The 25,954-nt window shown below is 59.5% G+C and carries 24 protein-coding genes and 1 rRNA gene; 15 read left to right on the top strand and 10 right to left on the bottom strand.

What is annotated here, in order from left to right; genetic code table 11:
• The first annotated feature begins 141 nt into the window (after positions 1-141).
• The 6 genes from RGV33_RS29530 to trpE all read left to right on the top strand — a co-directional run bounded on the left by RGV33_RS29530 (position 142) and on the right by trpE (position 6,680).
• Positions 142-1,374: an ABC transporter permease gene (locus RGV33_RS29530; protein WP_322147888.1), complete on the top strand. Its 1,233-nt coding sequence runs from the start codon at positions 142-144 to the stop codon at positions 1,372-1,374.
• Positions 1,375-1,387: 13 nt separating this feature from the next.
• Positions 1,388-2,212, top strand: coding sequence for an ABC transporter permease (locus RGV33_RS29525; protein WP_322147887.1), 825 nt, complete (start codon positions 1,388-1,390; stop codon positions 2,210-2,212).
• A gap of 196 nt (positions 2,213-2,408) precedes the next feature.
• Positions 2,409-3,557 carry an iron-containing alcohol dehydrogenase gene (locus RGV33_RS29520; protein WP_322147886.1) on the top strand — a complete coding sequence of 383 codons (1,149 nt, stop codon included), beginning with the start codon at positions 2,409-2,411 and terminating at the stop codon, positions 3,555-3,557.
• A gap of 83 nt (positions 3,558-3,640) precedes the next feature.
• Positions 3,641-4,315, top strand: a complete 675-nt coding sequence (gene rpe / locus RGV33_RS29515) for a ribulose-phosphate 3-epimerase (protein ID WP_088423373.1) — start codon at positions 3,641-3,643, stop codon at positions 4,313-4,315.
• Positions 4,312-5,130 (top strand): phosphoglycolate phosphatase, encoded by an 819-nt coding sequence (locus tag RGV33_RS29510; protein WP_322147885.1) that lies wholly within the window; start codon positions 4,312-4,314, stop codon positions 5,128-5,130. The genes rpe and RGV33_RS29510 overlap by 4 nt, the downstream gene beginning before the upstream one ends.
• A gap of 68 nt (positions 5,131-5,198) precedes the next feature.
• Entirely contained in the window at positions 5,199-6,680 is a 1,482-nt protein-coding gene (gene trpE, locus RGV33_RS29505) for an anthranilate synthase component I (protein WP_322147883.1), read from the top strand.
• A gap of 138 nt (positions 6,681-6,818) precedes the next feature.
• On the opposite strand, the gene estP is transcribed toward trpE, so the two are convergent.
• A complete protein-coding gene (estP, locus tag RGV33_RS29500) occupies positions 6,819-8,741 on the bottom strand; it encodes an esterase EstP (protein ID WP_322147882.1) in 1,923 nt (640 codons plus the stop codon).
• A gap of 413 nt (positions 8,742-9,154) precedes the next feature.
• Between estP and RGV33_RS29495 the strand changes: the two genes are divergently transcribed.
• From RGV33_RS29495 to RGV33_RS29480, 4 genes are read left to right on the top strand one after another with little or no spacing between them, the layout of a single operon-like run.
• Positions 9,155-9,748 carry an aminodeoxychorismate/anthranilate synthase component II gene (locus RGV33_RS29495; RefSeq protein WP_322147881.1) on the top strand — a complete coding sequence of 198 codons (594 nt, stop codon included), beginning with the start codon at positions 9,155-9,157 and terminating at the stop codon, positions 9,746-9,748.
• Positions 9,749-9,757: 9 nt separating this feature from the next.
• A complete protein-coding gene (trpD, locus tag RGV33_RS29490) occupies positions 9,758-10,807 on the top strand; it encodes an anthranilate phosphoribosyltransferase (protein WP_322147880.1) in 1,050 nt (349 codons plus the stop codon).
• The gene (gene trpC, locus RGV33_RS29485; protein WP_322147879.1) at positions 10,804-11,640 is read left to right on the top strand and encodes an indole-3-glycerol phosphate synthase TrpC; all 837 of its coding nucleotides are present in this window, start codon (positions 10,804-10,806) and stop codon (positions 11,638-11,640) included. Before trpD ends, trpC begins: the two co-directional genes overlap by 4 nt.
• A gap of 2 nt (positions 11,641-11,642) precedes the next feature.
• The gene (locus RGV33_RS29480) at positions 11,643-12,338 is read left to right on the top strand and encodes a lipoate--protein ligase family protein (protein ID WP_322147877.1); all 696 of its coding nucleotides are present in this window, start codon (positions 11,643-11,645) and stop codon (positions 12,336-12,338) included.
• Here the strand turns inward: RGV33_RS29480 and crp are convergent.
• Positions 12,335-12,979 (bottom strand): cAMP-activated global transcriptional regulator CRP, encoded by a 645-nt coding sequence (gene crp, locus RGV33_RS29475; protein WP_177088822.1) that lies wholly within the window; start codon positions 12,977-12,979, stop codon positions 12,335-12,337. The genes RGV33_RS29480 and crp overlap by 4 nt on opposite strands.
• Before the next feature lie 250 nt (positions 12,980-13,229).
• Between crp and RGV33_RS29470 the strand changes: the two genes are divergently transcribed.
• Complete coding sequence (locus RGV33_RS29470; protein ID WP_005792019.1) at positions 13,230-13,652, top strand: OsmC family protein; 423 nt, start codon at positions 13,230-13,232, stop codon at positions 13,650-13,652.
• 64 nt (positions 13,653-13,716) lie between these two features.
• Here RGV33_RS29470 and coq7 read toward each other — a convergent pair whose 3' ends face one another.
• From coq7 to hemJ, 6 genes are all read right to left on the bottom strand, one after another.
• A complete protein-coding gene (coq7, locus tag RGV33_RS29465) occupies positions 13,717-14,364 on the bottom strand; it encodes a 2-polyprenyl-3-methyl-6-methoxy-1,4-benzoquinone monooxygenase (RefSeq protein WP_322147876.1) in 648 nt (215 codons plus the stop codon).
• A gap of 91 nt (positions 14,365-14,455) precedes the next feature.
• Positions 14,456-14,794 (bottom strand): histidine triad nucleotide-binding protein, encoded by a 339-nt coding sequence (locus tag RGV33_RS29460; RefSeq protein ID WP_003210943.1) that lies wholly within the window; start codon positions 14,792-14,794, stop codon positions 14,456-14,458.
• Between the two features lie 46 nt (positions 14,795-14,840).
• Positions 14,841-15,629: an SDR family oxidoreductase gene (locus RGV33_RS29455; RefSeq protein ID WP_322147875.1), complete on the bottom strand. Its 789-nt coding sequence runs from the start codon at positions 15,627-15,629 to the stop codon at positions 14,841-14,843.
• Between the two features lie 62 nt (positions 15,630-15,691).
• Positions 15,692-16,657 (bottom strand): DUF805 domain-containing protein, encoded by a 966-nt coding sequence (locus tag RGV33_RS29450; RefSeq protein WP_322147874.1) that lies wholly within the window; start codon positions 16,655-16,657, stop codon positions 15,692-15,694.
• Between the two features lie 63 nt (positions 16,658-16,720).
• Entirely contained in the window at positions 16,721-17,689 is a 969-nt protein-coding gene (locus tag RGV33_RS29445; protein ID WP_322147873.1) for a nitronate monooxygenase family protein, read from the bottom strand.
• A 24-nt stretch (positions 17,690-17,713) separates the two neighbouring features.
• Positions 17,714-18,142 carry a protoporphyrinogen oxidase HemJ gene (gene hemJ, locus RGV33_RS29440; RefSeq protein WP_088423386.1) on the bottom strand — a complete coding sequence of 143 codons (429 nt, stop codon included), beginning with the start codon at positions 18,140-18,142 and terminating at the stop codon, positions 17,714-17,716.
• Positions 18,143-18,278: 136 nt separating this feature from the next.
• Here hemJ and argC point away from each other — a divergent pair, with 136 nt between their 5' ends.
• Together argC and erpA are read left to right on the top strand one after the other, a co-directional pair.
• Entirely contained in the window at positions 18,279-19,313 is a 1,035-nt protein-coding gene (gene argC, locus RGV33_RS29435; RefSeq protein WP_322147872.1) for an N-acetyl-gamma-glutamyl-phosphate reductase, read from the top strand.
• A gap of 162 nt (positions 19,314-19,475) precedes the next feature.
• On the top strand, positions 19,476-19,826 hold the full coding sequence (erpA, locus tag RGV33_RS29430; protein WP_003176443.1) for an iron-sulfur cluster insertion protein ErpA: 351 nt from the start codon (positions 19,476-19,478) through the stop codon (positions 19,824-19,826).
• Positions 19,827-19,892: 66 nt separating this feature from the next.
• Here erpA and RGV33_RS29425 read toward each other — a convergent pair whose 3' ends face one another.
• A complete protein-coding gene (locus RGV33_RS29425; RefSeq protein ID WP_322147871.1) occupies positions 19,893-20,984 on the bottom strand; it encodes an anhydro-N-acetylmuramic acid kinase in 1,092 nt (363 codons plus the stop codon).
• Positions 20,985-20,987: 3 nt separating this feature from the next.
• Positions 20,988-22,400: a peptidoglycan DD-metalloendopeptidase family protein gene (locus RGV33_RS29420; protein ID WP_322147870.1), complete on the bottom strand. Its 1,413-nt coding sequence runs from the start codon at positions 22,398-22,400 to the stop codon at positions 20,988-20,990.
• 211 nt (positions 22,401-22,611) lie between these two features.
• Between RGV33_RS29420 and tyrS the strand changes: the two genes are divergently transcribed.
• Together tyrS and RGV33_RS29410 are read left to right on the top strand one after the other, a co-directional pair.
• A complete protein-coding gene (gene tyrS, locus RGV33_RS29415) occupies positions 22,612-23,811 on the top strand; it encodes a tyrosine--tRNA ligase (protein WP_017739632.1) in 1,200 nt (399 codons plus the stop codon).
• A 553-nt stretch (positions 23,812-24,364) separates the two neighbouring features.
• Positions 24,365-25,901, top strand: a 16S ribosomal RNA gene (locus RGV33_RS29410).
• Positions 25,902-25,954 lie beyond the last annotated feature (53 nt).

Raw genomic sequence — 25,954 nt, 5'->3', positions numbered from 1 at the left:
CTGCGATCGCATCACCGCGGTGCAACTGATACACCGAGGTGCCTGCATCGCGGGCAAACCCGGCTCCCACACACGCCGGTTTCCACATGAGATTTGCTGCGTTTGGCAGATTGCATTCATTTTCAAGTTCCGGAGTTCGCCATGGCCATCGCCATTCCCAGCCCCACCCTGAAACAGCGCCTGGCGCGTGCCGAGCGGCTCAACCGCTGGAAGGCCCAGGCCTTGATCGCGCCATTGGTGATGTTTTTGCTGCTGGTGTTCCTGGTGCCGATTGTGGCGCTGCTGTACAAAAGCGTCGGCAACCCGGAAGTGGTGGGCGGCTTGCCGCGCACGGTGGTGGCGGTGACGGCCTGGGACGGTCGTGGCCTGCCTGGCGAGCCGGTGTACCAGGCGCTCAGCGAAGACCTGGGCGAAGCCCGCAAAAACTCGACCCTGGGCGATCTGTCAAAACGCTTGAACATGGAACTGGCGGGCTATCGCAGCCTGCTGACGAAAACCGCGCGGGCGCTGCCGTTTACCCAAGCGCCTGCCTCTTATAAAGAAGCGCTGGAAAACCTCGACGAACGCTGGGGCGACCCCGCGTATTGGCAGGCGATCCGGCGCAACACCAGTAGCCTCACGCCTTACTACTTGCTGGCCGCTGTCGACCACCGCATCGACGACCTCGGCGAAGTCGCCCCGGCCACGCCGGACCAGGCGATCTACCTCGATATCTTCGCCCGTACGTTCTGGATGGGCCTGGTGATCACCGTGTTCTGCCTGCTGCTGGCCTATCCGCTGGCGTACCTGCTGGCCAACCTGCCGGCGCGGCAAAGCAACCTGCTGATGATATTGGTGCTGCTGCCGTTCTGGACTTCGGTGCTGGTGCGCGTGGCGGCCTGGATTGTGTTGCTGCAGTCCGGCGGCCTGATCAACAGTGCGCTGATGGGCATGGGCCTGATCGATAAGCCGGTGGAGCTGGTGTTCAACCGGCTGGGGGTCTATATCTCGATGGTGCACATCCTGCTGCCGTTCATGATTCTGCCGATCTACAGCGTGATGAAAGGCATCTCGCCCACCTACATGCGGGCCGCCATTTCCCTGGGCTGCCACCCGTTCGCCAGCTTCTGGCGCGTGTACTTCCCGCAGACTTACGCGGGCGTGGGCGCCGGCTGCCTGTTGGTGTTCATTTTGGCGATCGGCTACTACATCACCCCGGCGTTGCTGGGCAGCCCGAACGACCAGATGGTCAGTTATTTCGTGGCCTTCTACACCAACACCAGCATTAACTGGGGCATGGCCACGGCCCTGGGCGGCTTGCTGCTGCTGGCCACCGTGGTGCTGTACCTGATCTACAACTGGCTGGTAGGCGCCAGCCGCCTGCGCCTGAGCTAAGGAGACCGTTGCGATGCTGAACCCTTATATGTCGCCCGTGGAGCGGGTCTGGTTCTACAGCTTGCGGATTCTGTGCGGCCTGATCCTGTTGTTCCTGATCTTGCCGGTGCTGGTGATCATCCCGCTGTCGTTCAACAGTGGAAGCTTTCTGGTATACCCGCTGCAAGGTTTCTCGTTGCACTGGTACCAGGACTTCTTCGGTTCGGCGGAGTGGATGCGCGCCCTGAAGAACAGCATCATCGTCGCCCCTGCCGCGACGGTGCTGGCGATGGTCTTCGGCACGCTGGCGGCGATAGGCCTGACCCGCGGGCATTTCCCCGGCAAGGCACTGGTGATGGCCTTGGTGATTTCACCAATGGTGGTGCCGGTGGTGATTATCGGCGTGGCCAGTTACCTGTTCTTTGCGCCGCTGGGCCTGGGCAACAGCTTTTTCTCGTTGATCGTGGTGCATGCGGTGCTGGGTGTACCGTTTGTGATCATCACCGTGTCGGCGACCTTGCAGGGGTTCAACCACAACCTGGTGCGGGCGGCGGCCAGCTTGGGTGCGTCGCCGTTGACCGCATTTCGCCGGGTCACGTTGCCGCTGATTGCGCCGGGGGTTATTTCCGGTGCGCTGTTTGCCTTTGCCACCTCGTTTGATGAAGTGGTGGTGACGCTGTTCCTCGCCGGGCCCGAGCAGGCGACCTTGCCCCGCCAGATGTTCAGCGGCATCCGCGAAAACCTCAGCCCCACCATTGCCGCCGCAGCGACCTTGTTGATCGCCTTCTCGGTGGTGCTGTTGCTGACCCTGGAATGGCTGCGCGGGCGCAGTGAAAAGCTGCGCACCGCCCAAGTCTAAAGGCCGACTCTCGGTCAAATGTGGGAGCTGGCTTGCCTGCGATGCGGGCGACTCGGTTTTTCAGTTGCACCGAGTTGATGCTATCGCAGGCAAGCCAGCTCCCAAAGGGAACGTGCCATTCAGCTGCTGAATGGCAGACAACCCGCAATCCGACGCTATTCTTGTGCCAGCCCATAACTGATAAGAGGCCGCGCACATGAGTACTTCCTCATTCAAGATCGCCCACAAACTGCTCACCGGCCCAGGCGCCATCGAGCAACTGGCAACTGAGCTGACACGCCTGGATGTCGACAACCCGCTGATTGTCACCGACGCGGCGCTGGTCAAGTCCGGCACCGTGGCGTTGGCGCTGGAGCACCTGGGCGAACGAACCTACGAAATCTTCGACCGCGTGCTGCCCGACCCGGAAATCGCCATCGTCGAGGATTGCATGCGCGTGTACCGCGAAGGCGGGCATGACGGCCTGATCGGCCTTGGCGGCGGCAGCGCCATCGACATCGCCAAGAGCGTGGCGGCCTACGCCGGTTACCACGGCGCCCTGGCCGACCTGTTCGGCGTGGACCAGGTGCCCCGCAAAGGCCCGCCGCTGATCGCCATTCCCACCACCGCCGGCACCGGTTCGGAGGTGACCAACGTGGCGATTCTGTCGGACAAGGTCGCGCAGCTGAAAAAAGGTATCGTCAGCGATTACCTGCTGCCGGACGTGGCCCTGATCAGCCCGCAAATGACCCTGACCTGCCCCCGTAGCGTCACCGCCGCCAGTGGTGTGGACGCGCTGGTACACGCCATCGAATCCTACCTGTCGCTGAACGCCTCGCCGATTACTGATGCGCTGGCGCTTGGCGCAATCAAGTTGATCGCCAAGGCACTGCCCAAGGCCTACGCCAACCCGGCCAACCTGCAAGCCCGCGACGACATGGCCACCGCCAGCCTGATGGCCGGGATGGCGTTCGGTAACGCTGGCGTGGGCGCGGTGCATGCGCTGGCGTACCCGCTGGGCGGGCGCTTCAACATCGCCCACGGCGTGAGTAATGCCTTGCTGCTGCCCTACGTGATGCACTGGAACAAGCTGGCGTGTGTTGAGCGCATGCAAGAGATTGCTCAGGCCATGGGCGTGAATATTACGGGGCTGAGTGCCGTGGATGCGGCCGACCTGGCGGTGGAGGCCATGACGCGACTGTGTGCCGCAGTCGAGATCCCGTCCGGCCTGCGCAGCTTTGGTGTGCCCGAGGATGCCATCCCGGCCATGGCGGTAGAGGCGGCGGGCATCGAGCGCCTGATGCGCAACAATCCGCGCAAGCTCAGCGCCGCGGATATCGAGAAAATCTACCGGGCTGCCTACTAACCATTGAGTCAGGTCACGGTGCGCGTAACAAAGCATGAGGTATACAATGCGCGCCATCGTGATTTAGCTCAAAAAGGTGCGTCATGCAGCCCTTCGTCATTGCTCCATCGATTCTCTCCGCCGACTTCGCCCGCCTGGGCGAAGAAGTGGACAACGTGTTGGCCGCCGGTGCCGACTTCGTTCACTTCGATGTCATGGACAACCACTATGTACCGAACCTGACCATTGGTCCGATGGTGTGCGCCGCCCTGCGCAAGTACGGCGTGACCGCGCCCATCGACGCGCACTTGATGGTCAGCCCGGTGGACCGCATCGTCGGTGACTTCATCGAAGCCGGTGCGACCTACATCACCTTCCACCCGGAAGCCACGCTGCACGTCGACCGTTCCCTGCAACTGATCCGCGAAGGCGGTTGCAAGGCCGGCCTGGTGTTCAACCCGGCCACCCCACTGAGCGTGCTCGAGTACGTGATGGACAAGGTCGACATGGTGCTGCTGATGAGCGTCAACCCGGGCTTTGGCGGGCAGAAGTTCATCCCTGGCACCCTCGACAAGCTGCGCCAGGCGCGCGCGCTGATCGATGCATCGGGGCGGGATATCCGCCTGGAAATCGACGGTGGCGTCAACGTGAACAACATTCGCGAAATCGCCGCGGCCGGTGCCGACACCTTTGTGGCCGGCTCGGCGATCTTCAACGCCCCGGACTATCAGGAAGTGATCGCCAAAATGCGTGCAGAACTGGCGCTGGCGCGTCCATGAGCGGCTTTGAGCAGCTGTTCCCCGGCAAACTGCCACGGCTGGTGATGTTCGATCTGGACGGTACGTTGATCGATTCGGTGCCGGACCTGGCGGCGGCCGTGGACGACATGCTGCTCAAGCTCGGTCGCAAGCCGGCGGGTGTCGAGTCGGTGCGCGAGTGGGTTGGCAACGGCGTGCAGATGCTGGTACGCCGGGCCCTGGCCAACAACATCGACGCCGAGGGTGTCGATGAGGTGGAGGCCGAGCATGCCCTTGAGCTGTTCAACGTGGCTTATGAAAACGGCCACGAGCTGACCGTGGTCTATCCCGGTGTGCGCGACACCCTGAAGTGGCTGCACAAACAGGGCGTGGAAATGGCCCTGATCACCAACAAGCCTGAGCGCTTCGTCGCGCCGCTGTTGGACCAGATGAAGATCGGCCGTTATTTCCGCTGGATCATCGGCGGCGATACCTTGCCGCAAAAGAAGCCTGACCCGGCTGCACTGTTCTTCGTGATGAAAATGGCCAATATCCCGGCGTCCCAATCGCTGTTTGTCGGCGATTCGCGCAGCGATGTGCAGGCGGCGAAGGCGGCGGGGGTCAAATGCGTGGCCTTGAGTTATGGCTACAACCATGGCCGCCCGATTGCCGAAGAATCCCCGGCGCTGGTGATTGATGACTTGCGCCTGTTAATCCCCGGTTGCTTGGGAGCGGGCGCTGAGATAACGTTGCCCGACGCTGTTCCATCCCCTTCTGGAAATCCCATCGTGGTGGTCACTCGCAAACTCTGGATGAAAGTCATCAAGGCCCTGGCCCGCTGGCGTTGGCGCGCCTGACTGATCCTCGCCGCGTTGCGGCACGTTTGCACACCTGACCGTTAGACCCTCAAGCCACGAGGCACCTCATGATCCGCGAAGAATTCCTGCGTTTGGCCGCTGCCGGCTACAACCGTATCCCCATGGCCTGCGAAACCCTGGCCGACTTCGACACCCCGTTGTCGATCTACCTGAAGCTTGCCGACGAGCCCAACTCCTACCTGCTGGAGTCGGTGCAGGGCGGCGAGAAATGGGGCCGTTATTCGATCATAGGCCTGCCGTGCCGCACGGTGCTGCGGGTACATGATCACCATGTAAGCATCACCCTGGACGGCGTCGAGATCGAAAGCCACGACGTGGAAGACCCGTTGGCTTTCGTCGAGGAATTCAAGGCGCGCTACAACGTGCCGACCATCGCCGGCTTGCCGCGCTTCAATGGTGGCCTGGTGGGTTACTTCGGCTACGACTGCGTACGCTACGTGGAAAAACGCCTGGGCAAATCCCCGAACCCCGATCCGTTGGGCGTGCCGGACATTCTGCTGATGGTCTCCGACGCCGTGGTGGTGTTCGACAACCTCGCCGGCAAGATGCACGCGATTGTGTTGGCTGATCCTTCCCGGGCCGATGCGTTCGAGCAAGGCCAGGCCAGCCTCGAAGCGCTGCTGGAGAAACTGCGCCAGCCGATCACCCCGCGTCGTGGCCTGGACCTCAGCCGTCCGCCGGCGGCAGATCCGATTTTTCGTTCAAGCTTCACTCAGGATGACTACGAGCGTGCGGTCGACACCATCAAGGAATACATCCTTGCCGGTGACTGCATGCAGGTGGTGCCGTCGCAACGCATGTCCATCGACTTCAAGGCTGCGCCTATCGACCTGTACCGGGCGCTGCGCTGCTTCAACCCGACGCCGTACATGTACTTCTTCAACTTTGGCGACTTCCACGTAGTGGGCAGTTCGCCGGAAGTGCTGGTGCGGGTCGAAGACAACCTGATTACCGTGCGCCCGATTGCCGGCACGCGCCCTCGCGGTGCCACCGAAGAGGCAGACCTGGCGCTGGAGCAGGACCTGTTGAGCGACGACAAGGAAATCGCCGAGCACTTGATGCTGATCGACCTGGGCCGCAACGACACCGGGCGAGTCTCTGAAATCGGTTCGGTGAAGCTCACCGAGAAGATGGTGATCGAGCGGTATTCCAACGTGATGCACATTGTGTCCAACGTCACCGGCGAGCTGAAGGCCGGGTTGACCGCAATGGACGCACTGCGGGCGATCCTGCCGGCGGGCACCTTGTCGGGCGCGCCGAAGATTCGTGCGATGGAAATCATCGACGAACTGGAGCCGGTCAAGCGGGGTGTGTATGGCGGCGCGGTGGGGTATTTTGCCTGGAACGGCAATATGGACACCGCGATTGCGATCCGTACGGCGGTGATCAAGGACGGCGAACTGCATGTGCAGGCGGGCGGCGGGATTGTGGCTGACTCGGTGCCGGCGCTGGAGTGGGAAGAGACGCTGAACAAGCGCCGGGCGATGTTCCGGGCTGTGGCGTTGGCTGAACAGACCCCGCAGGGCTAACTGTTGAGCTAGATCCGAAATGTGGGAGCCGGGCTTGCCCGCGATGGCGGTGTGTCAGTCGACAGATTAGTTGACTGATCTACCGCCATCGCAGGCAAGCCAGCTCCCACAGTTGTTTGTGAGGGATTTGAGATCGCCTCAGAAATCCAGGCTCACCCCCACACTCACTCCTTGCTGGGTAAAGTTGTCATCCTTTCTCACGTTATAGGCCGCGTTCAGCGCCAGGTCCTTGGTCACCTTGTGGCTAACTCCCAGGTTCAGGCGATCCGAATTGCTGCGCGGTGTGTAGCCGTCCAGTTTGAAATCAATCCCCGGCACGCTGTTAAGGGACATGCCGACTCGCTGCGTATCGTTTTCAAACTCGTGCTCGTGGGCCACTTCGCCAAACACCAGGGTTTGCGGGGTGAAGCGGTAGTTGGCTTGCAGACCAACCCCCAAACGCCTGGAGTCGCGCTGTTGGTCATCAAAGGTCAAGGCCGTGGACCGCGCATCTTTCTCTGAATAACCATTCACCTGCACCCGTGAATAGTCGGCGCTGATAAACGGCGAGAAGTGCCATTCGCTGTTCGGTTCGGCGATGTCATAGCCCACGCGTGCGCTCAGGGCCCACAGCCAGCCGTCGGTGTCGCCTTTTTCGGTACCTTCGCTGACGCCCAGGGCGAACTTGCGCTTGAGGTTGTCGAAGTCCAGTTTGCCGCCGGTCAATGCGGCGTCGGCCCACCAGTGATCTTCCTGATACTGGGCGAACGCGGTGCCCAGGTAGCTATTGAGCTTGTAGTCCGAATCGCTGGCGCCGGCCTCAAGACTCTGGCGATAGAAGCCTGCTGCCACACCCACGCGCCACTCGTCGTTGAGCCTGTAGCTGCCACCGATGTTCAGGTTATAGCCGCTGCCGTCACCGCTGGCCGAGCTGTTTTGATCATCGAAGTCCAGGTGCTGGCCCCCAGCGTCGACAATCGCCCGCCATTGGCCTACGGCCTGCCAGTTACCGGAGTCGGCTTGCCATTGGTTGCGCAATGAATCCTGATGGGCACGCAAGGTGCCTTGGGCCATTTCTGGAAGCAGGGTGATTTCCCAAGGGGCGGCCAGCAGCGAATAGGCGTAGTCGGCGATCAATACCTGGCCGGCTTCGGTCGGGTGGACGCTGTCGTTGTAAATCAGCTTGGTCGGGTCCGGGTTGGTGCCGCCCACGCCATACACCGGATTCCTGCAGGTGGTGCCGCTAAAGCAGGTCTGGTTGAGGTTCTGGTCGGTGGCGAAACCAAAGCGCCCGGGGTCGGCAAAGGTCTCCTTGAGCAGCAACGGAATGTTCAGCGGGATGATCTGCGCGTCGATTTGCGACAGGCGTTGCACCAGGGTCTGGTTGAAGACGCCGGCCAAGGCGCTGACAGCCCCTTGCAGCGGCGTACCATTTACAGCAGGCGTCAGGCCCAGGTCTGGCAGCATCCACACCATCACATAACGGGCGCCTGCCTGTTGCAGAGCCTGGGCGCTGTTGGCCAGGCGCCCGGCTGCGGCCGAAGCCTGGTCGGGGCTGAGGACCAGGCCGTCGAGGAAGTCATTGCCGCCGCCAGAGAGAAAATACAACGCGTTGGGGTCGGCTCGGCCACCCGTCAATGCCAGGTACCCGGGGCGTGTACGCAATACCTGCCCGGTGTCGCTGTCGGTGACAGTGGAGTTACCGGTGATGGCGTCGTAGATTTGCTGGGTGGTGTACCCACCGACGGCCCAGTTGTTGCCGTCTGCCTGGCCTTGCGCGGCGCGCTCCGGCGAGGTGGAGGCGTTCAGGTCGCCCGCCGCGACGCCCAGCTTGCCGCCCAGCAACGTCGAAGAAATCAGCGAGGTGCTTTCGCCGCTGCCGTCGAAGTATTGCGGGCCGGTGCGGTTGGTGAAGCGGTAGGTTGAGCCTGGGGCCCCGGGGTCGGCGAATGTCCCGGCATCGGCCAGGCTGTCACCGAACACGATCATGGTCGAATAGGGCGCGGGTGCGGCAAAGGCGTGTGAGCAGGCCAGCGTTAACAGGCAGCCGGCGAGTGGAGCGAAGTAGCGCGTCTTGGTCATGAGTCCGTCCATGATTTTATTGTTGTGTCAGCACTGTGACTATAACGGTCTTGCAAGGGTTCTGAAAAATTTGACGCCAATTATCGGTCTGGTGCTTTCCCCCGTATTTGCGGCGCCATATTGCACCGCTGGCGAGGCTACGTTACTGTGCTTGGACGTATGAATGAGACCCTTCCCGTGTTGATCATCAGCAAACTCTTGATGCGAGTAGTCAAGGCACACGCCCGTTGGCGTTGGCGCGCCTAACTTTTCCCTACCGGCCACGCCGGACCTGTACCGATTCGCCTTTCTTCACCTTTTGTTTGACGCCCCTTGCCGGCCAACCCCGGCAACCGGAAAGTGCGTCTGGCAGCGGGTCACTCCCTTGGAAGGCCGTCATTAGAAGTCAGTGAATTCAAGAGGTTTTAACCCACATGTTGCTGATGATTGATAACTACGACTCCTTTACCTACAACGTTGTGCAGTACCTGGGCGAGCTCGGTGCCGAGGTCAAGGTGGTGCGCAACGACGAAATGACCGTGGCGCAAATCGCCGCGTTGAACCCGGAACGCATCGTCGTTTCCCCTGGCCCGTGCACCCCGACCGAAGCGGGCATTTCCCTGGAAGCCATCCAGTTCTTCGCCGGCAAGTTGCCGGTCCTGGGTGTGTGCCTGGGCCATCAGTCCATCGGCCAGGCGTTCGGCGGCGACGTGGTTCGCGCCCGCCAGGTGATGCACGGCAAGACCAGCCCGGTGTTCCACAACGACCAAGGCGTATTCCACGGTTTGAATTTGCCGGTGACGGTGACCCGTTACCACTCGCTGGTGGTCAAGCGTGAAACCTTGCCCGAGTGCCTTGAGCTGACGGCCTGGACCCAGTTGGAAGACGGCTCCGTCGATGAAATCATGGGCCTGCGTCACAAGACACTGAACGTTGAAGGGGTGCAATTTCACCCGGAATCGATTTTGACCGAGCAGGGCTACGAGCTGTTCGCTAACTTTCTCAAGCAGAGCGGCGGCACGCGCTAAGGACTTTTCATGGATATCAAGACTGCCCTGAGCCGTATCGTCGGCCATCTGGACCTGAGCACCGCTGAAATGAGCGATGTGATGCGCGAGATCATGACCGGTCAATGCACCGACGCACAGATTGGCGCGTTCATGATGGCCATGCGCATGAAGAGCGAAAGCATCGACGAAATCGTCGGCGCCGTGTCGGTGATGCGTGAGCTGGCGGACAAGGTTGAACTCAAGACCCTGGACGGCGTGGTGGACGTGGTTGGCACCGGCGGTGACGGTGCGAATATTTTCAACGTGTCGACAGCCGCTTCGTTTGTCGTGGCGGCGGCGGGCTGCACCGTGGCCAAGCACGGCAACCGTGCCGTGTCGGGTAAAAGCGGCAGTGCCGACTTGCTGGAAGCGGCAGGCATCTACCTGAACCTGACCCCGGTACAAGTGGCGCGTTGCATCGATAACGTTGGTATTGGCTTCATGTTTGCGCAGTCCCATCACGGCGCAATGAAACACGCTGCCGGCCCGCGTAAAGACCTGGGCTTGCGCACCCTGTTCAACATGCTCGGCCCGCTTACGAATCCGGCCGGCGTGAAACATCAGGTAGTAGGCGTGTTCAGCCAGGCGCTGTGCCGTCCATTGGCTGAAGTCTTGCAGCGCATGGGCAGCAAGCATGTGCTGGTGGTGCACTCCAAGGATGGGCTGGACGAATTCAGCCTGGCGGCACCGACCTTCGTGGCGGAGCTGAAGAATGACCAGGTCACCGAATATTGGGTCGAGCCCGAAGACCTCGGCATGAAAAGCCAGAGCCTGCACGGCCTGGCGGTGGAAAGCCCAGCCGCCTCCCTTGAATTGATTCGCGATGCCCTCGGGCGTCGCAAGACCGAAAACGGCCAAAAAGCCGCAGAAATGATCGTGCTCAATGCCGGTGCGGCGCTGTACGCCGCGGATCACGCCTACAGTCTCAAAGAGGGTGTTGCCCTCGCTCATGATGCATTGCACACCGGGCTGGCGCGCGAAAAGCTCGAAGAACTGGGTGCGTTTACTGCGGTGTTCAAAGTGGAGAATGAAGGATGAGTGTGCCGACCGTTCTGGAAAAAATCCTGGCCCGCAAGGCTGAAGAAGTTGCCGAGCGCCGTGCTCGTGTGAGCCTGGCGGAGCTGGAAGGCCTGGCAAAAAGCGCCGATGCACCGCGTGGTTTTGCCAATGCGCTGATCAAGCAGGCCAAGGACAAACAGCCGGCCGTCATCGCAGAAATCAAAAAAGCTTCGCCGAGCAAGGGCGTGATTCGCGAAATCTTCATCCCTCAAGATATTGCCAAGAGCTACGAGAAGGGCGGCGCGACGTGCCTCTCGGTGTTGACCGATATCGACTTCTTCCAGGGCTCCGACCCGTACCTGCAGCAAGCACGTGCGGCTTGCTCGCTGCCGGTGATCCGCAAGGACTTTATGGTCGACCCGTACCAGATCGTCGAAGCCCGCGCATTGGGCGCCGATTGCGTGCTGTTGATCGTCTCGGCACTGGATGACGTGAAGATGGCCGAACTGGCCGCCGTGGCCAAAAGCGTTGGCCTCGACGTGCTGGTGGAAGTGCATGACGGTGATGAGCTGGAACGCGCACTGAAAACCCTCGACACACCGTTGGTGGGCGTCAATAACCGCAACCTGCACACCTTCGAAGTCAGCCTGGAAAACACCCTCGACCTGTTGCCGCGTATCCCGCGCGACCGGTTGGTGATCACCGAAAGCGGCATCGTCAATCGCGCCGATGTCGAACTGATGGAGATCAGCGGCGTGTACTCGTTCCTGGTCGGCGAAACCTTCATGCGTGCCGAGAACCCGGGGGCAGAATTGCAGCGCCTGTTTTTCCCGGAGCGTGGCGTTGCCGTCAGTGGCTCGACCCTGGATTGATGATGACCCAGCCGGTGGCGATGACGGTCGAGGCAGGCCTTAAGGCCGAGCAGGATTTGCTCGCCGCCGTCTGCGCGGGTGAACAACCGTTCGGCCTGTTGTTCTGGCAACCGAGTGATCAAGCGTTGGTGATGCCGCGCCGCCTGAGCCGGCTCCCGGCATTCGAGACGGCCAGCCAGGTCTCGGCTGACGCCGGTTGGCCGGTATTGCTGCGGGAAACGGGCGGCGAGCCAGTTCCGCAGTCGGCGGCCACGGTCAATATCGCGCTGGTCTACGCGCCGCCGCGCAGTGAAGGCGACCAGGGCCGTATCGAAACGGGCTACCAGCGTTTGTGCCAGCCGATTTGCGACCTGCTTATCGAGCTGGGTGGCAATGCATCGGTGGGCGAGATAGAGGGTGCGTTTTGTGACGGTCGCTACAACGTCAACCTCGACGGCCGCAAAATGGTCGGTACTGCCCAGCGCTGGCGCCAGAGTGGCGGGCGCCCGGTGGGGTTGGTGCATGGCGCATTGTTGCTGGATGACGATCGCGTCGAGTTGATCGGCGCGGTCAATCGCTTCAACGCAGCCTGCGGGTTGGAGCAACGGGTGCGCGCCGAAAGCCACATCGCCCTGCACGAAGCCTTCGCCGCGCCAGACGCGATTGCCCGGCTCGACACGTTATACCGCCAGATGCTCGCGAGCTTCCTGGCGGTTTAACGCGTACCGAACACCACCATGGTCTTGCCTTTGACGTGGACCAGGTTGCGTTCTTCCAGGTCCTTGAGCACCCGGCCCACCATTTCCCTTGAGCAACCGACGATCCGGCCAATTTCCTGGCGGGTGATCTTGATTTGCATCCCGTCGGGATGGGTCATGGCATCCGGCTGCTTGCACAGTTCCAGCAGGCAGCGGGCGACTCGGCCGGTGACGTCGAAGAACGCCAGGTCGCCGACTTTACGGGTTGTGTCCCGCAGGCGCTGGGCGATCTGGCCGCTCAAGGCGTACAGAATATCGGGATCTTGCTGGGCCAATTCGCGAAACTTCGCATAGCTGATCTCGGCGACTTCACATTCAACCTTGGCCCGCACCCAGGCGCTGCGTTGCTGTTCCTTGCCGGCTTGTTCGAACAGCCCGAGTTCACCGAAGAAATCGCCGGTATTGAGGTAGGCGATGATCATTTCGCGGCCATCGTCATCCTCGATCAGGATGGTGACTGAGCCCTTGATAATGAAGAACAGGGATTCCGAGCGCTCGCCCGCGCAGATGATGTTGTGCTTGGCCGGATGACGCCGGCGCTGACAATGCATCAGCAATTTGTCGAGGTTCTTGATTTTGGGTGTGGGAGTAATAGCAACCATGGTTGTATCCCGAAAAGACTGCACGGTGTTGTTGAGCTTGTTTTTTTATCCAGCGCGATCAACGGCCAAGCTACATCATCCAGTGGATGGCAATGCGCCATTGATTTGGCGCCAGCTTAACAGACACATTCTGACTTCATTAGGGAATTTACCCAGTAAACGCGGCTGATGATCGCTTTGGTGGGAAACGCTGACGGCCCAAAGCCCTGTGTTAAGCTGGCGTCCCTTTTTTAGCAGTGGAGTCTGGGCGATGAAGGCACGCATCCAATGGGCGGGCGAAGCCATGTTCCTCGGTGAATCGGGCAGTGGCCACGTGGTGGTCATGGACGGCCCGCCGGAGGCCGGTGGCCGTAACCTGGGCGTACGCCCGATGGAAATGCTCCTGCTTGGTGTAGGCGGTTGCAGCAATTTCGACGTGGTCAGCATCCTGAAGAAGTCCCGCCAGGCGGTGGAAAGCTGCGAAGCGTTCCTGGAAGCCGAGCGTGCGACCGAAGACCCGAAGGTGTTCACCAAGATCCACATGCACTTCGTGGTCAAGGGCCGTGCGCTGAAAGAAGCCCAGGTCAAGCGTGCCATAGAACTGTCGGCAGAGAAGTACTGCTCGGCCTCGATCATGCTGGGCGCTGCGGGCGTTGCCATCACTCACGATTACGAGATCATTGAGTTGGGCTGATTGCTCAATCGGCAGGCAAAAAGAAAGGGCGCTTGCTAGCGCCCTTTTTTGCTTTCTGCTGGAACTAGATGCGGTAAGTGCTCTTGGTCATGACCTTGGCCAGCAGGCTCATGCCAAATTTCACCGGTGCCGGGAAGCGGAACCCGCCCGCGTCCAGCGCGCTTTCGGCGTGATGTTCTTCATCAATACGCATCTGCTCAAGAATCGCCCGGGACTTTTCGTCCTCGGCCGGCAATTGCTCAAGGTGTTCGTTGAGGTGCTTGCACACCTGATGCTCGGTGGCAGCCACAAAACCCAGGCTGACTTTGTCGCTGATCAGCCCGGCCACCGCGCCAATGCCAAATGACAAGCCGTAGAACAGTGGGTTCAAAACGCTCGGGTGGCTGTTCAACTGGCGAATGCGTTGTTCGCACCAGGCCAGGTGGTCGATTTCTTCTTGCGCGGCGTGTTCCATCGCAGCGCGTACTTGCGGCAGCTTGGCGGTCAAGGCCTGGCCCTGGTAGAGCGCCTGGGCACAGACTTCACCGGTATGGTTGATACGCATCAGGCCGGCGACGTGGCGGGTGTCGGTCTCACTCATCTGCGCCTCGGGCTGCACGATGGCGGGCGACGGGCGGTGCGGTTGGCCGCTGAATGGCAACAGCGTGCGCATGGCCGTATCGGCTTGCAGCAACAGGCGATCAATCGGCGAGTAGTGACGTTGGGTAGTCATGCTGACCTCCGGGAATAATCTCGGCGGCCAGTTTACCGCAAGAGAGGGTGAAGCGTTTGCGCTGGGTCAAATTGCTCGCCACCGGCAATGTTCAGCCCGGCGGCCAGTTCATCTGGCGCTGACCCAGTACATGCATATGGATGTGATAAACGGTCTGCCCGCCGTCTTCATTGCAGTTCATCACCACACGGAAGCCTTTTTCACAGCCTTGCTCAACCGCCAGGCGCTGGGCAGTGAACAGGATGTGCCCGGCCAATGCCTTGTCTTCCTCGGTGAGGTCGTTAAGGGTGCGGATCGGCTTTTTTGGGATCACCAGGAAATGCACGGGTGCCATTGGCGCGATGTCGTGGAAGGCCAGGACCTGGTCATCCTCGTAGATGATCTTCGCGGGTATTTCTCTGTTGATGATCTTGGTGAACAGAGTATCCACAGCTGTTTCTCCATTGTGAAAGTGCAGGGTGAGTGTACTCAGGCGATCAGCGTGGGCAATAGGCTTTGTTGATCGCGCCGGCGATTTTGCGGGTCAGCCAGCGCGGGCTCAGGCGCGGGCTGAACGCCAGCCAGCGATTACGCCGGCCGGGAATGATGATGGCTTTGTTCTTGGCCAGGGCGCGCACGGTATAAAGCGCGACTTCTTCCGGGCTCATCAGCTGTTGGTTGCGGTCCAGCTTGGCGGTGTCCATTTGTGCGGTGGCGTAGAACGCGGTGCGGGTGGGGCCGGGGCATAGCACGGAAACCTTGATGCCGCAGGTCTTCAATTCTTCGCGCAGGCCTTCGGAGAAGTGCAGCACGTAGGCCTTGCTGGCGTAGTAGGTGCTCATCCACGGCCCGGGCTGGAAGGCGGCGACCGACGCGACATTGAGAATTTGCCCGCCGCCGTGCAGCGCCATGGCATTGCCGAGGGCATGGCACATGCGGGTCAGGGCCAGGATGTTGACCTCTATCAGGTCCTGCTCGGTCATCCAGTCCTGTGCCAGGAACGGGCCACTGGTGCCGATGCCGGCGCAGTTGACCAGCAGGTCGATCTGCCGCTCGCCTTCTTCAAGCTCCAGCAGAAACCCGGACAGCCGCAAGGGCTCGCCCAGGTCGCAGGCACGGAACAGCACCTCGACGCCAAAGCGTTGAGTCAATTCGATTGCAATGCTTTCCAACTGATCACGCTGGCGGGCCACCAGAATCAAGCTGCGGCCGCGACGGGCCAGTGCTTCGGCCAAGGCCAGGCCGATGCCGCTGGAGGCACCGGTGATCAGAGCGTAACGGGTCATGCGTTTCTCCATCGCAACGCTACCGGGCCTGTGACAGAGGCGTCACAGGCGTCGGGCGTTTTTCACTGTTGCGTAGAGTCTACAGGTTCGGCTGCGTCGTCAGCACTTTGCACATCGACTTCATCGACGGTGGTGGCCTGGTCGCTGTCGTCATCGGAATTGATGGAGCTGCTTTCGTAGCTGCCGCCGACTTCGCTTTCCAGTTGATCAAGGTAGCCGCTCATGCCCACTAACACTGCGCCGGCAAACACCAGCGGAATGAATGCGAGCCACAGCGCGGAGAGGATTTTCACCGCAGTGGAGTTGCGCGGTGGCGGCGCGCCGTACTGGTTGGCACCTGTATTACCCGGGAGAACCATCAGCAGGATCGGGAAGATGCTGCCTACGAACGGCACCAGGTGCAGGAGCCACAGCCAGCCGGACCAACCCAGGTCATGCAGGCGCTGCACAGTGATCTGCACGCTGACCCACACAGCGGCCACGAGTAGGGCAATGCCCACCAGGAAGCCAATGACCATGGCAATCGTCGGGGACACGGCGGCGATGCCCAGCCCGACAGTGAAGAATACGCCCGAGATAAGGAGCATCACCGCGCTCAATACCAGTGTCCACGCCAGGAAGCGCAGGCGCCCGATACGCCCGTTGACGGTGAATACCTTAAGGGTGGAGAACTCTGGCAGGTTCTCGCCAACGGCTGCCCGGGGCGGGGCATAAGGCGAAGCGGCGGGGCGGGAGTAGTCAGTCGAGCTGCCGGAGTCTGTTTCATGGGTTTCGGCAAGGCTGAAGGCCACGGGCTGCTCTTCTTCTATACGCGCATCGACCCCGGCGTTTTTCAACGCTTGCAGATAAGTTTCGGCATCTGCGCGGGAAAGGTCGCGCTTCAGGGCGACGGGGCGGCCAGTGAAGAGTTTTTCGATTGCTTCAACGTCGCTTTTGAACAGTTCGGCGAGGTTCAGCTTGGCAGTGGTGCTCTCGACACCCGGGAGCAATGCGCCATCAAACACAATCTTGAAACGGTTGTCGCTCATGCGGGCATCCTTGTCACTTAAGAGGGGTACGCCTGCTTCGATCAGCAGGCTTTACATCGCGGATCAGCGAGGCCAGCGTTTAGGCAATTGTGCCGCATGCTCGAGCGCCTTGCGGTATTCGGCATCCAGGCGGGCCACGAGTTCATCGACGCTGGGCAAATCATCAATCTCACCGACACCTTGGCCGGCCGACCACACGGTCTTCCAGGCTTTGGCTTCGTCATTGAGTGGCTTGAGTTTGGAGCCGAAATTGACTTCGCCCTTGCCTTGTAGCGCAGCGAGGTCGAAACCGGCGTTTTCCAGGCTTTGGCGCATGAAGCTTGCGGGAATGCCAGAGACGGCTGGAGTGTGCACGATGTCGGCTGCGCGCGATGTGAGCAGCATCTCTTTATAGGCATCCGGTGCGTGGCTTTCGGTGGTGCCGATAAAGCGGGTGCCAAAATACGCCAGGTCTGCGCCGAGCAGTTGCGCGGCAAGGATTTCGTGGCCGTGATTGAGGCAGCCGGCGAGCAGCAGGGTTTTGTCGAAGAACTGCCGGATTTCTGCAATCAGCGAGAAGGGGCTCCAGGTTCCGGCGTGACCACCGGCGCCCGCTGCTACGGCGATCAGGCCATCGACGCCGGCCTCGGCGGCTTTCTCGGCATGGCGCCGGGTGGTGACATCGTGGAATACCAGGCCGCCGTAGCTATGTACGGCGTCCACCAATTCTTTCACCGCGCCCAGGCTGGTGATGATGATCGGCACTTTGTGTTCCACACAAATCGCCAGGTCTGCTTCTACACGCGGGTTGCTGTTGTGCACGATCAGGTTGACGGCATAGGGCGCCGGGTTGTCCAGCAGCGCGAGCCCCGCTTCGATCTCTTCCAGCCACGCCTTGAAGCCACTGCTTTCACGTTGGTTGAGGGCAGGGAAACTGCCGACTATTCCATTACGGCAGCAGGTCAGGACCAGTTGCGGGTTGGAAATCAGAAACATCGGCGCAGCCACTACGGGCAGGCGCAGACTTTGTTCGAGCGAAGCGGGCAGCGACATTGGAAGTACCCCGAGTAATAGAAATTAGAACGGTTTGACCACGACCAAAATTACGATAGCCAGCAATATCAGAACTGGCACTTCATTGAACCAGCGATAAAAGACATGGCTGCGGGTGTTTTCGCCACGGGCGAAACGTTTTACCTGCGCGCCGCACATATGGTGGTAGCCGATCAGCAATACGACGAGCGTCAACTTGGCGTGGATCCACCCGCCGGATTGAAAGATGGCGGGGTTGAGGTAGATCAGCCAGCCGCCGAACACCAGGCTGGCGATCATTGCCGGGCCCATGATGCCGCGGTACAGCTTGCGCTCCATCACGCTGAAGCGTTCCTTGCTGACGGTGTCCTCGCTTTGGGCGTGGTAGACGAACAGGCGCGGAAGGTAAAACAGCGCGGCAAACCAGCAGACGATGCTGACGATATGAAAGGCTTTGACCCATAGATAAAGCATTTTTAGTTATTCCCAGGTTCACGGTAGCTGAAGATAGTAGTGGCTCAAGCGTCTACACGTCACGTTGACGGTTGTCGCAGGACGATACGGCCCCTATTATCGACGGCTTTCCAGTGGGTTCGTTGAGGGCAGGTTTATGGTCAAGGTCGGTATCGTCGGCGGCACGGGTTACACCGGTGTCGAATTGCTGCGTCTGTTGGCTCAACATCCGCAAGCTGAGGTGGTGGTAATCACTTCCCGATCCGAGGCCGGCCTGGCTGTGGCCGACATGTACCCGAACCTGCGAGGCCATTACGATGGCCTGGCGTTCAGCGTGCCGGACATCAAGACGTTGGGCGCCTGCGATGTGGTGTTCTTCGCCACCCCCCACGGTGTTGCCCATGCCCTGGCGGGTGAGTTGCTGGCCGCCGGTACCAAGGTGATCGACTTGTCGGCGGACTTCCGCTTGCAGGATGCCGATGAATGGGCCAAGTGGTACGGCCAGCCTCACGGTGCACCGCAATTGCTGGAAGAGGCGGTGTACGGCCTGCCGGAAGTCAATCGCGAGCAGATCAAGCAAGCGCGCCTGATCGCGGTGCCGGGTTGTTATCCAACCGCTACGCAGTTGGGGTTCCTGCCATTGCTGGAAGCCGGGCTGGCGGATACATCGCGGCTGATTGCTGACTGCAAGTCGGGCGTCAGCGGTGCGGGGCGTGGTGCTGCTGTAGGTTCGCTTTACTCCGAGACGTCGGAAAGCATGAAAGCCTATGCGGTCAAAGGCCATCGTCACTTGCCGGAGATTCGCCAGGGGCTGCGTCGCGCAGCAGGCAAGGACGTCGGCCTGACGTTTGTGCCGCACCTGACGCCGATGATTCGCGGCATCCACTCCACACTGTATGCAACCGTCGTTGATCGTTCGGTGGACCTGCAGGCACTGTTTGAAAAGCGCTATGCCAATGAACCGTTCGTCGATGTGATGCCGGCGGGCAGCCACCCGGAAACCCGCAGCGTGCGCGGTGCCAATGTATGCCGTATCGCGGTACATCGCCCGCAGGAGGGTGACCTGGTGGTGGTGTTGTCGGTGATCGATAACCTGGTCAAAGGCGCTTCGGGCCAGGCAGTGCAGAACATGAACATCCTGTTTGGCCTGGATGAGAAGCTGGGCCTGTCCCACGCGGGCATGCTGCCGTAAGTTTTCTGCTGTTGCGCAAAGGCCCGTTGATCGGGCCTTTCGTGTTTTTAATGGCCGCTGCGCAGATTGATATACCGTAACAATAGTTGACCGCTTTTCTAGGAGAAGCGGATAATGCCCGCCATCACGCATATGGCGGCGCTACGCCGGGAGATTATCAGCATGAGCGTTGAATCCTTCACCCCCACGGCTTTGCAATTCACCCACGGTGCTGCGCACAAGGTGAAGAGCCTGGTCGATGAAGAGGGTAATGATCGCTTGAAGCTGCGCGTATTTGTTACGGGCGGCGGTTGTTCAGGGTTTCAGTACGGTTTTACCTTCGATGAAGACGTGGCCGATGACGACACCATCGTAGAGCGCGAGGGCGTAAGCCTGGTCGTTGATCCGATGAGCTTCCAGTATCTGGCAGGAGCCGAGGTGGACTATCAGGAAGGTCTGGAAGGTTCGCGCTTCGTGATCAAGAACCCGAATGCCACCACTACCTGTGGTTGCGGGTCTTCGTTCTCGATCTGATCGACAGCGCATGTAAAAACGCCGCTGGGCCTTGATAGGGCCACGCGGCGTTTTGCTGTGTTGGGTTCAGGCCGGGTAGATCGCGCCGAGTACCCGCAGGCCGCGGGCGCCGGTAACGCTGGGGCGGTTGGCGGCGATGCCTTCGAGGCAACAATGGGCTAGCCAGGCGAAGGCCATGGCTTCGACCCAATCGGGGTCTACGCTATAGGTGGCGGTGCTGCTGACTTGCGTGCTGGGTAGCAGGGCGCTGAGGCGGTTCATCAACGTGGTGTTGTGGGCGCCGCCGCCGCAAACCAGCAGGGTTTCGGTCTGTGGCTGTGCCGCTTGCAAGGATTCGACGATGGTCAGCGCGGTCAACTCCAGCAAGGTAGTTTGCACGTCCTGGGCTGCGAATGGCGGTAACCGTCCCAGGTGATGCTCCAGCCATCCCAGGTTGAAGACCTCGCGACCAGTACTTTTAGGCCCTTTGGTCACGAAGAACGGGTCGCTGAGTAATGCCTTGAGTAGTTGCGGCTCAACCTTCCCGCTGGCTGCCCACTGGCCATCGCGGTCAAAGTTCTCGCCGCGTTGCTGGTGAATCCACGCATCAAGCAGGACATTGCCTGGGCCGCAGTCAAAGCCTGCGACCGGCTTGCCAGTCTCGATCAGGCTGAGGTTGCTGAAGCCGCCGACATTCAGCACGGCACGGTTACCCCTGCGCTCGCCAAACAATGCTTCATGAAATGCGGGGACCAGTGGGGCGCCCTGGCCACCTGCTGCGACATCACGGCTGCGGAAATCACTGACGACGGTGATTCCGGTCAATTCGGTAAGCAGCGCGGGGTTGCCGATCTGAACGGTAAAGCCCCGTGCCGGTTCGTGGCGGATGGTTTGGCCGTGACTGCCAATCGCTCGAATATCCTGGGGCTTGAGTTTCTGCTGATCCAGCAGCGCATGAATGCCCTGTGCGGCAAGTGTTACCCAGTTTTGCTGGGCAATCGCCGAGCGGGCAATCTCGTCCGGGCCGCTGGCGCAAAGGCCAAGCAGCTCTGAACGCAGGGGGTCAGGCATGGGGATGTAGTGGGTGGCGACCAGCTTGATCGCCGGGCCCTGCTCGATCAGCGCAATGTCCAAGCCATCAAGGCTGGTGCCGGACATCACGCCTATATAGAGCGGCATGGCTTAACGTTTCGCCGAAGCCAGGAGGGTAGAGCGCTCCTGGTCCATGCGGGACATCAGTGGCTGGCTCTGCTGCAGGAAGCGAGCGCGCTCGGCCTTGGCGATTGGATCAGCCATTGGCAGTTTTTGGCCCAGCGGGTCGACATGCACGCCATTGACCTGGAACTCATAGTGCAAATGCGGGCCGGTGGACAGGCCGGTGGTGCCGATATAACCGATTACCTGGCCTTGCTTGACGTTGCCGCCCGTCTGGATGCCTTTGGCGAAACCTTGCATGTGGCCATACAGCGTACGGTAAGTGGCGCCGTGCTGGATGATCACGGTGTTGCCGTAGCCGCCACGGCGACCGGCCAGCAATACCTTGCCGTCACCGGCAGCCTTGATCGGCGTGCCACGCGGTGCCGCGTAGTCGACGCCTTTGTGCGCGCGAATTTTGTTCAGAATTGGATGCTTGCGACCCATCGAGAAACGCGAGCTAATACGGGCGAAGTCAACCGGAGTACGGATGAAAGCCTTGCGCATGCTGTTACCGTCGGCAGTGTAGTAGCTGCTGTTGCCTTGTTTGTTGGTGTAGCGCACGGCGGTGTAGGTCTTGCCGCGGTTGGTGAACCGCGCAGACAGAATGTTGCCGGTGCCGACGACCTTGCCGTTGGCGACTTTCTGCTCGTAGATCACGTCGAATTCGTCACCCTGGCGAATGTCCTGGGCGAAGTCGATGTCGTAGCCAAACACGCTGGCCATGTCCATGGTCATGCTATGGGACAGGCCGGCGCGGGCGGCCGATTGTGACAACGAGCTGTTGATCACGCCGTGTACATAGGCAGAGCGCATGACCGGCTTGGTGGTGATGCGATTGAACGCAAAGCCCTTGGCGCCTTTGGTCAGCGTGATGCTTTCCAGGTCGCTGATGTTGCTGTGCAGGTTGTTCAGTTGGCCGTCGGGGGTCAGTTCAAACTCGAGCTTCTGGCCGTGTTTGAGCTGGGTGAATTGCTTGGCCTGCTTGTCGCTTGCCAGCACATCGTTAACGGTTGCAGCGGGGAGCCCGACCTTTTCGAACAGGGTTGAAAGGGTGTCGCCCCTGGCAACAATGACTTCCCGGTGTAGCGGATTCTTGGCGGCTTCTACCGCAGGCTCTGCCTGTGCGGTCTCTTTAGTGTCTTCGGCGCTGCTTTCGATTTGGGCAAACGGTGATTCTGCTGCGCCATTTGTGGCTTGTAGTGCGTCGGAAGCGTCTTGATCTTGTGTCAGTTGCTCAACCGGGCTTTCAAGGTCAAGGCTCAGGGTTGTTCGTTTGGCTTCTACGTCGCTGGAAGGAAATACCAGGAGAGCCAGGCTTAGAAGGGCGGCGATCCCACTTGCGGCGAGCAGGTGGGTCTTCGGGTAAAGCGGCGGCGCCTTAGACGGTTCTGTGGTCATAAGTAATTTTGGCTTTGAAAAGATGAATTGGAAAAGATGAATGACATGATGAAGATGAAATAACTGTATAAAATATAACCAAATCATCTGTGGTGCAAGCTTGCGAACGCTAGGCTTGCTGAACGGTGTCCGTGCGCAGGGCAAAACTTGTAATTAGTCCCTGATCTTGTATGGTTGGTTCCCTTTTGAATCTGAGCCTTGCGGGTCTGTTATGAAGTCGGTTGAAGAGCAGCTAGCGCTGATCAAACGTGGTGCGGAAGAACTGTTGGTCGAAGCGGAGCTGATCGAAAAGCTCAAGCGTGGCCAACCCCTGCGTATTAAGGCTGGCTTTGATCCGACGGCGCCGGATCTGCACCTTGGGCATACGGTGCTTATTAATAAGCTGCGTCAGTTCCAGGAGCTGGGGCATCAGGTGATCTTCCTTATAGGTGACTTCACCGGGATGATCGGCGACCCGAGCGGCAAGAGCGCTACGCGCCCGCCGCTGACTCGTGAACAGGTTCTCGATAACGCCGAGACCTACAAGACCCAGGTCTTCAAGATTCTTGATCCGGCCAAGACCGAGGTGGCGTTCAACTCTACCTGGATGGATCAGATGGGCCCGGCGGACTTCATTCGTCTGACGTCCCAGTACACCGTTGCCCGCATGCTTGAGCGCGATGACTTCGATAAGCGCTACTCCACTAATCAGCCTATCGCTATCCATGAGTTCCTGTACCCGTTGGTTCAAGGGTATGACTCGGTGGCGTTGCGTGCCGACGTCGAGTTGGGCGGTACCGATCAGAAGTTCAACCTGCTGATGGGGCGTGAGCTGCAACGTGCGTATGGGCAAGAGGCGCAATGCATTCTGACCATGCCGTTGCTGGAGGGGTTGGATGGCGTCAAGAAGATGTCCAAGTCCTTGGGCAACTATGTGGGTATCCAGGAAGCGCCGGGCGTGATGTACGGCAAGCTGGTTTCGATTCCGGACGCGCTGATGTGGCGTTACTTCGAGCTGTTGAGCTTCCGCTCGATGGACGAGATCAATGCCTTGCGTGCTGATGTAGAAGCCGGTGCAAATCCGCGTGACGTGAAGATCAAGCTGGCGGAAGAGATCGTTGCGCGCTTCCACGGTGAAGAGGCTGCTGCCAGCGCACACCGTGCTGCGGGTAATCGCATGAAAGATGGCGAGCTGCCCGATGATTTGCCTGAGGTGGAATTGACTGCTGCCGAAGCAATGCCGATTGCTGCAGTCCTTAATAAGGCGGGCCTGGTGAAGAATTCGGCAGTGGCGCGCGACCTTCTGGGTTCTGGCGGTGTACGTATAGATGGTGAGGTGGTCGATCGCACCTTTATATATGAGTTGGGCGCGACCCACGTTTGTCAGGCCGGCAAGAAGGCATTTGCGCGTATTACGCTTAAATCCGAATAAACCTGAAATTAGCGGTTGACGGCGATTTATATCTGTCTATAATTCGCCCCACTTCCGGCGCAGTCGAAACGGAAAACTCCTTGGTAAACAAAGAGTTATGTAGGTTTCGACAGCGAGCTGCTTCAGATCATCGAAGCCCAGAAGGAGTTGGTAGGGCAGTGTTGTTTGGCTCTATTAACGTTTCGATCTTCTCGGTCGAAAGCGGAGAAAAAGAGGTGTTGACAGCAGCGTGTAACGCTGTAGAATTCGCCTCCCGCTAACGAGAGATCGGAAGCGCAAGTGGTTGAAGTTGTTGAAGAATTCTTCGAAAGCTTCTGAAAATAATCACTTGACAGCAAATGAGGCTGCTGTAGAATGCGCGCCTCGGTTGAGACGAAAGATCTTAACCAACCGCTCTTTAACAACTGAATCAAGCAATTCGTGTGGGTGCTTGTGGAGTCAGACTGATAGTCAACAAGATTATCAGCATCACAAGTTACTCCGCGAGAAATCAAAGATGTAACCAACGATTGCTGAGCCAAGTTTAGGGTTTCTTAAAAACCCAAAGATGTTTGAACTGAAGAGTTTGATCATGGCTCAGATTGAACGCTGGCGGCAGGCCTAACACATGCAAGTCGAGCGGTAGAGAGAAGCTTGCTTCTCTTGAGAGCGGCGGACGGGTGAGTAATGCCTAGGAATCTGCCTGGTAGTGGGGGATAACGTTCGGAAACGGACGCTAATACCGCATACGTCCTACGGGAGAAAGCAGGGGACCTTCGGGCCTTGCGCTATCAGATGAGCCTAGGTCGGATTAGCTAGTTGGTGGGGTAATGGCTCACCAAGGCGACGATCCGTAACTGGTCTGAGAGGATGATCAGTCACACTGGAACTGAGACACGGTCCAGACTCCTACGGGAGGCAGCAGTGGGGAATATTGGACAATGGGCGAAAGCCTGATCCAGCCATGCCGCGTGTGTGAAGAAGGTCTTCGGATTGTAAAGCACTTTAAGTTGGGAGGAAGGGCAGTAAATTAATACTTTGCTGTTTTGACGTTACCGACAGAATAAGCACCGGCTAACTCTGTGCCAGCAGCCGCGGTAATACAGAGGGTGCAAGCGTTAATCGGAATTACTGGGCGTAAAGCGCGCGTAGGTGGTTCGTTAAGTTGGATGTGAAATCCCCGGGCTCAACCTGGGAACTGCATTCAAAACTGACGAGCTAGAGTATGGTAGAGGGTGGTGGAATTTCCTGTGTAGCGGTGAAATGCGTAGATATAGGAAGGAACACCAGTGGCGAAGGCGACCACCTGGACTGATACTGACACTGAGGTGCGAAAGCGTGGGGAGCAAACAGGATTAGATACCCTGGTAGTCCACGCCGTAAACGATGTCAACTAGCCGTTGGGAGCCTTGAGCTCTTAGTGGCGCAGCTAACGCATTAAGTTGACCGCCTGGGGAGTACGGCCGCAAGGTTAAAACTCAAATGAATTGACGGGGGCCCGCACAAGCGGTGGAGCATGTGGTTTAATTCGAAGCAACGCGAAGAACCTTACCAGGCCTTGACATCCAATGAACTTTCTAGAGATAGATTGGTGCCTTCGGGAACATTGAGACAGGTGCTGCATGGCTGTCGTCAGCTCGTGTCGTGAGATGTTGGGTTAAGTCCCGTAACGAGCGCAACCCTTGTCCTTAGTTACCAGCACGTAATGGTGGGCACTCTAAGGAGACTGCCGGTGACAAACCGGAGGAAGGTGGGGATGACGTCAAGTCATCATGGCCCTTACGGCCTGGGCTACACACGTGCTACAATGGTCGGTACAGAGGGTTGCCAAGCCGCGAGGTGGAGCTAATCCCAGAAAACCGATCGTAGTCCGGATCGCAGTCTGCAACTCGACTGCGTGAAGTCGGAATCGCTAGTAATCGCGAATCAGAATGTCGCGGTGAATACGTTCCCGGGCCTTGTACACACCGCCCGTCACACCATGGGAGTGGGTTGCACCAGAAGTAGCTAGTCTAACCTTCGGGAGGACGGTTACCACGGTGTGATTCATGACTGGGGTGAAGTCGTAACAAGGTAGCCGTAGGGGAACCTGCGGCTGGATCACCTCCTTAATCGACGACATCAGCTGCTCCATAAGTTCCCACACGAATTGCTTGATTCATTG

Origin of the sequence: Pseudomonas sp. Bout1 (assembly GCF_034314165.1) — a bacterium.
GTDB lineage: Bacteria > Pseudomonadota > Gammaproteobacteria > Pseudomonadales > Pseudomonadaceae > Aquipseudomonas.
Note: the sequence above shows the minus strand (reverse complement) of the source record. Positions and strands in the feature narration are given on the sequence as shown.

Bases quoted from the DNA above. Each gene is read 5' to 3' on its own strand.
- RGV33_RS29530 (WP_322147888.1), top strand. From the start codon at position 142: ATGGCCATCGCCATTCCCAGCCCCACCCTGAAACAGCGCCTGGCGCGT.
- RGV33_RS29525 (WP_322147887.1), top strand. From the start codon at position 1,388: ATGCTGAACCCTTATATGTCGCCCGTGGAGCGGGTCTGGTTCTACAGC.
- RGV33_RS29520 (WP_322147886.1), top strand. From the start codon at position 2,409: ATGAGTACTTCCTCATTCAAGATCGCCCACAAACTGCTCACCGGCCCA.
- rpe (WP_088423373.1), top strand. From the start codon at position 3,641: ATGCAGCCCTTCGTCATTGCTCCATCGATTCTCTCCGCCGACTTCGCC.
- RGV33_RS29510 (WP_322147885.1), top strand. From the start codon at position 4,312: ATGAGCGGCTTTGAGCAGCTGTTCCCCGGCAAACTGCCACGGCTGGTG.
- trpE (WP_322147883.1), top strand. From the start codon at position 5,199: ATGATCCGCGAAGAATTCCTGCGTTTGGCCGCTGCCGGCTACAACCGT.
- estP (WP_322147882.1), bottom strand. From the start codon at position 8,741: ATGACCAAGACGCGCTACTTCGCTCCACTCGCCGGCTGCCTGTTAACG.
- RGV33_RS29495 (WP_322147881.1), top strand. From the start codon at position 9,155: ATGTTGCTGATGATTGATAACTACGACTCCTTTACCTACAACGTTGTG.
- trpD (WP_322147880.1), top strand. From the start codon at position 9,758: ATGGATATCAAGACTGCCCTGAGCCGTATCGTCGGCCATCTGGACCTG.
- trpC (WP_322147879.1), top strand. From the start codon at position 10,804: ATGAGTGTGCCGACCGTTCTGGAAAAAATCCTGGCCCGCAAGGCTGAA.
- RGV33_RS29480 (WP_322147877.1), top strand. From the start codon at position 11,643: ATGACCCAGCCGGTGGCGATGACGGTCGAGGCAGGCCTTAAGGCCGAG.
- crp (WP_177088822.1), bottom strand. From the start codon at position 12,979: ATGGTTGCTATTACTCCCACACCCAAAATCAAGAACCTCGACAAATTG.
- RGV33_RS29470 (WP_005792019.1), top strand. From the start codon at position 13,230: ATGAAGGCACGCATCCAATGGGCGGGCGAAGCCATGTTCCTCGGTGAA.
- coq7 (WP_322147876.1), bottom strand. From the start codon at position 14,364: ATGACTACCCAACGTCACTACTCGCCGATTGATCGCCTGTTGCTGCAA.
- RGV33_RS29455 (WP_322147875.1), bottom strand. From the start codon at position 15,629: ATGACCCGTTACGCTCTGATCACCGGTGCCTCCAGCGGCATCGGCCTG.
- RGV33_RS29450 (WP_322147874.1), bottom strand. From the start codon at position 16,657: ATGAGCGACAACCGTTTCAAGATTGTGTTTGATGGCGCATTGCTCCCG.
- RGV33_RS29445 (WP_322147873.1), bottom strand. From the start codon at position 17,689: ATGTCGCTGCCCGCTTCGCTCGAACAAAGTCTGCGCCTGCCCGTAGTG.
- hemJ (WP_088423386.1), bottom strand. From the start codon at position 18,142: ATGCTTTATCTATGGGTCAAAGCCTTTCATATCGTCAGCATCGTCTGC.
- argC (WP_322147872.1), top strand. From the start codon at position 18,279: ATGGTCAAGGTCGGTATCGTCGGCGGCACGGGTTACACCGGTGTCGAA.
- erpA (WP_003176443.1), top strand. From the start codon at position 19,476: ATGAGCGTTGAATCCTTCACCCCCACGGCTTTGCAATTCACCCACGGT.
- RGV33_RS29425 (WP_322147871.1), bottom strand. From the start codon at position 20,984: ATGCCGCTCTATATAGGCGTGATGTCCGGCACCAGCCTTGATGGCTTG.
- RGV33_RS29420 (WP_322147870.1), bottom strand. From the start codon at position 22,400: ATGACCACAGAACCGTCTAAGGCGCCGCCGCTTTACCCGAAGACCCAC.
- tyrS (WP_017739632.1), top strand. From the start codon at position 22,612: ATGAAGTCGGTTGAAGAGCAGCTAGCGCTGATCAAACGTGGTGCGGAA.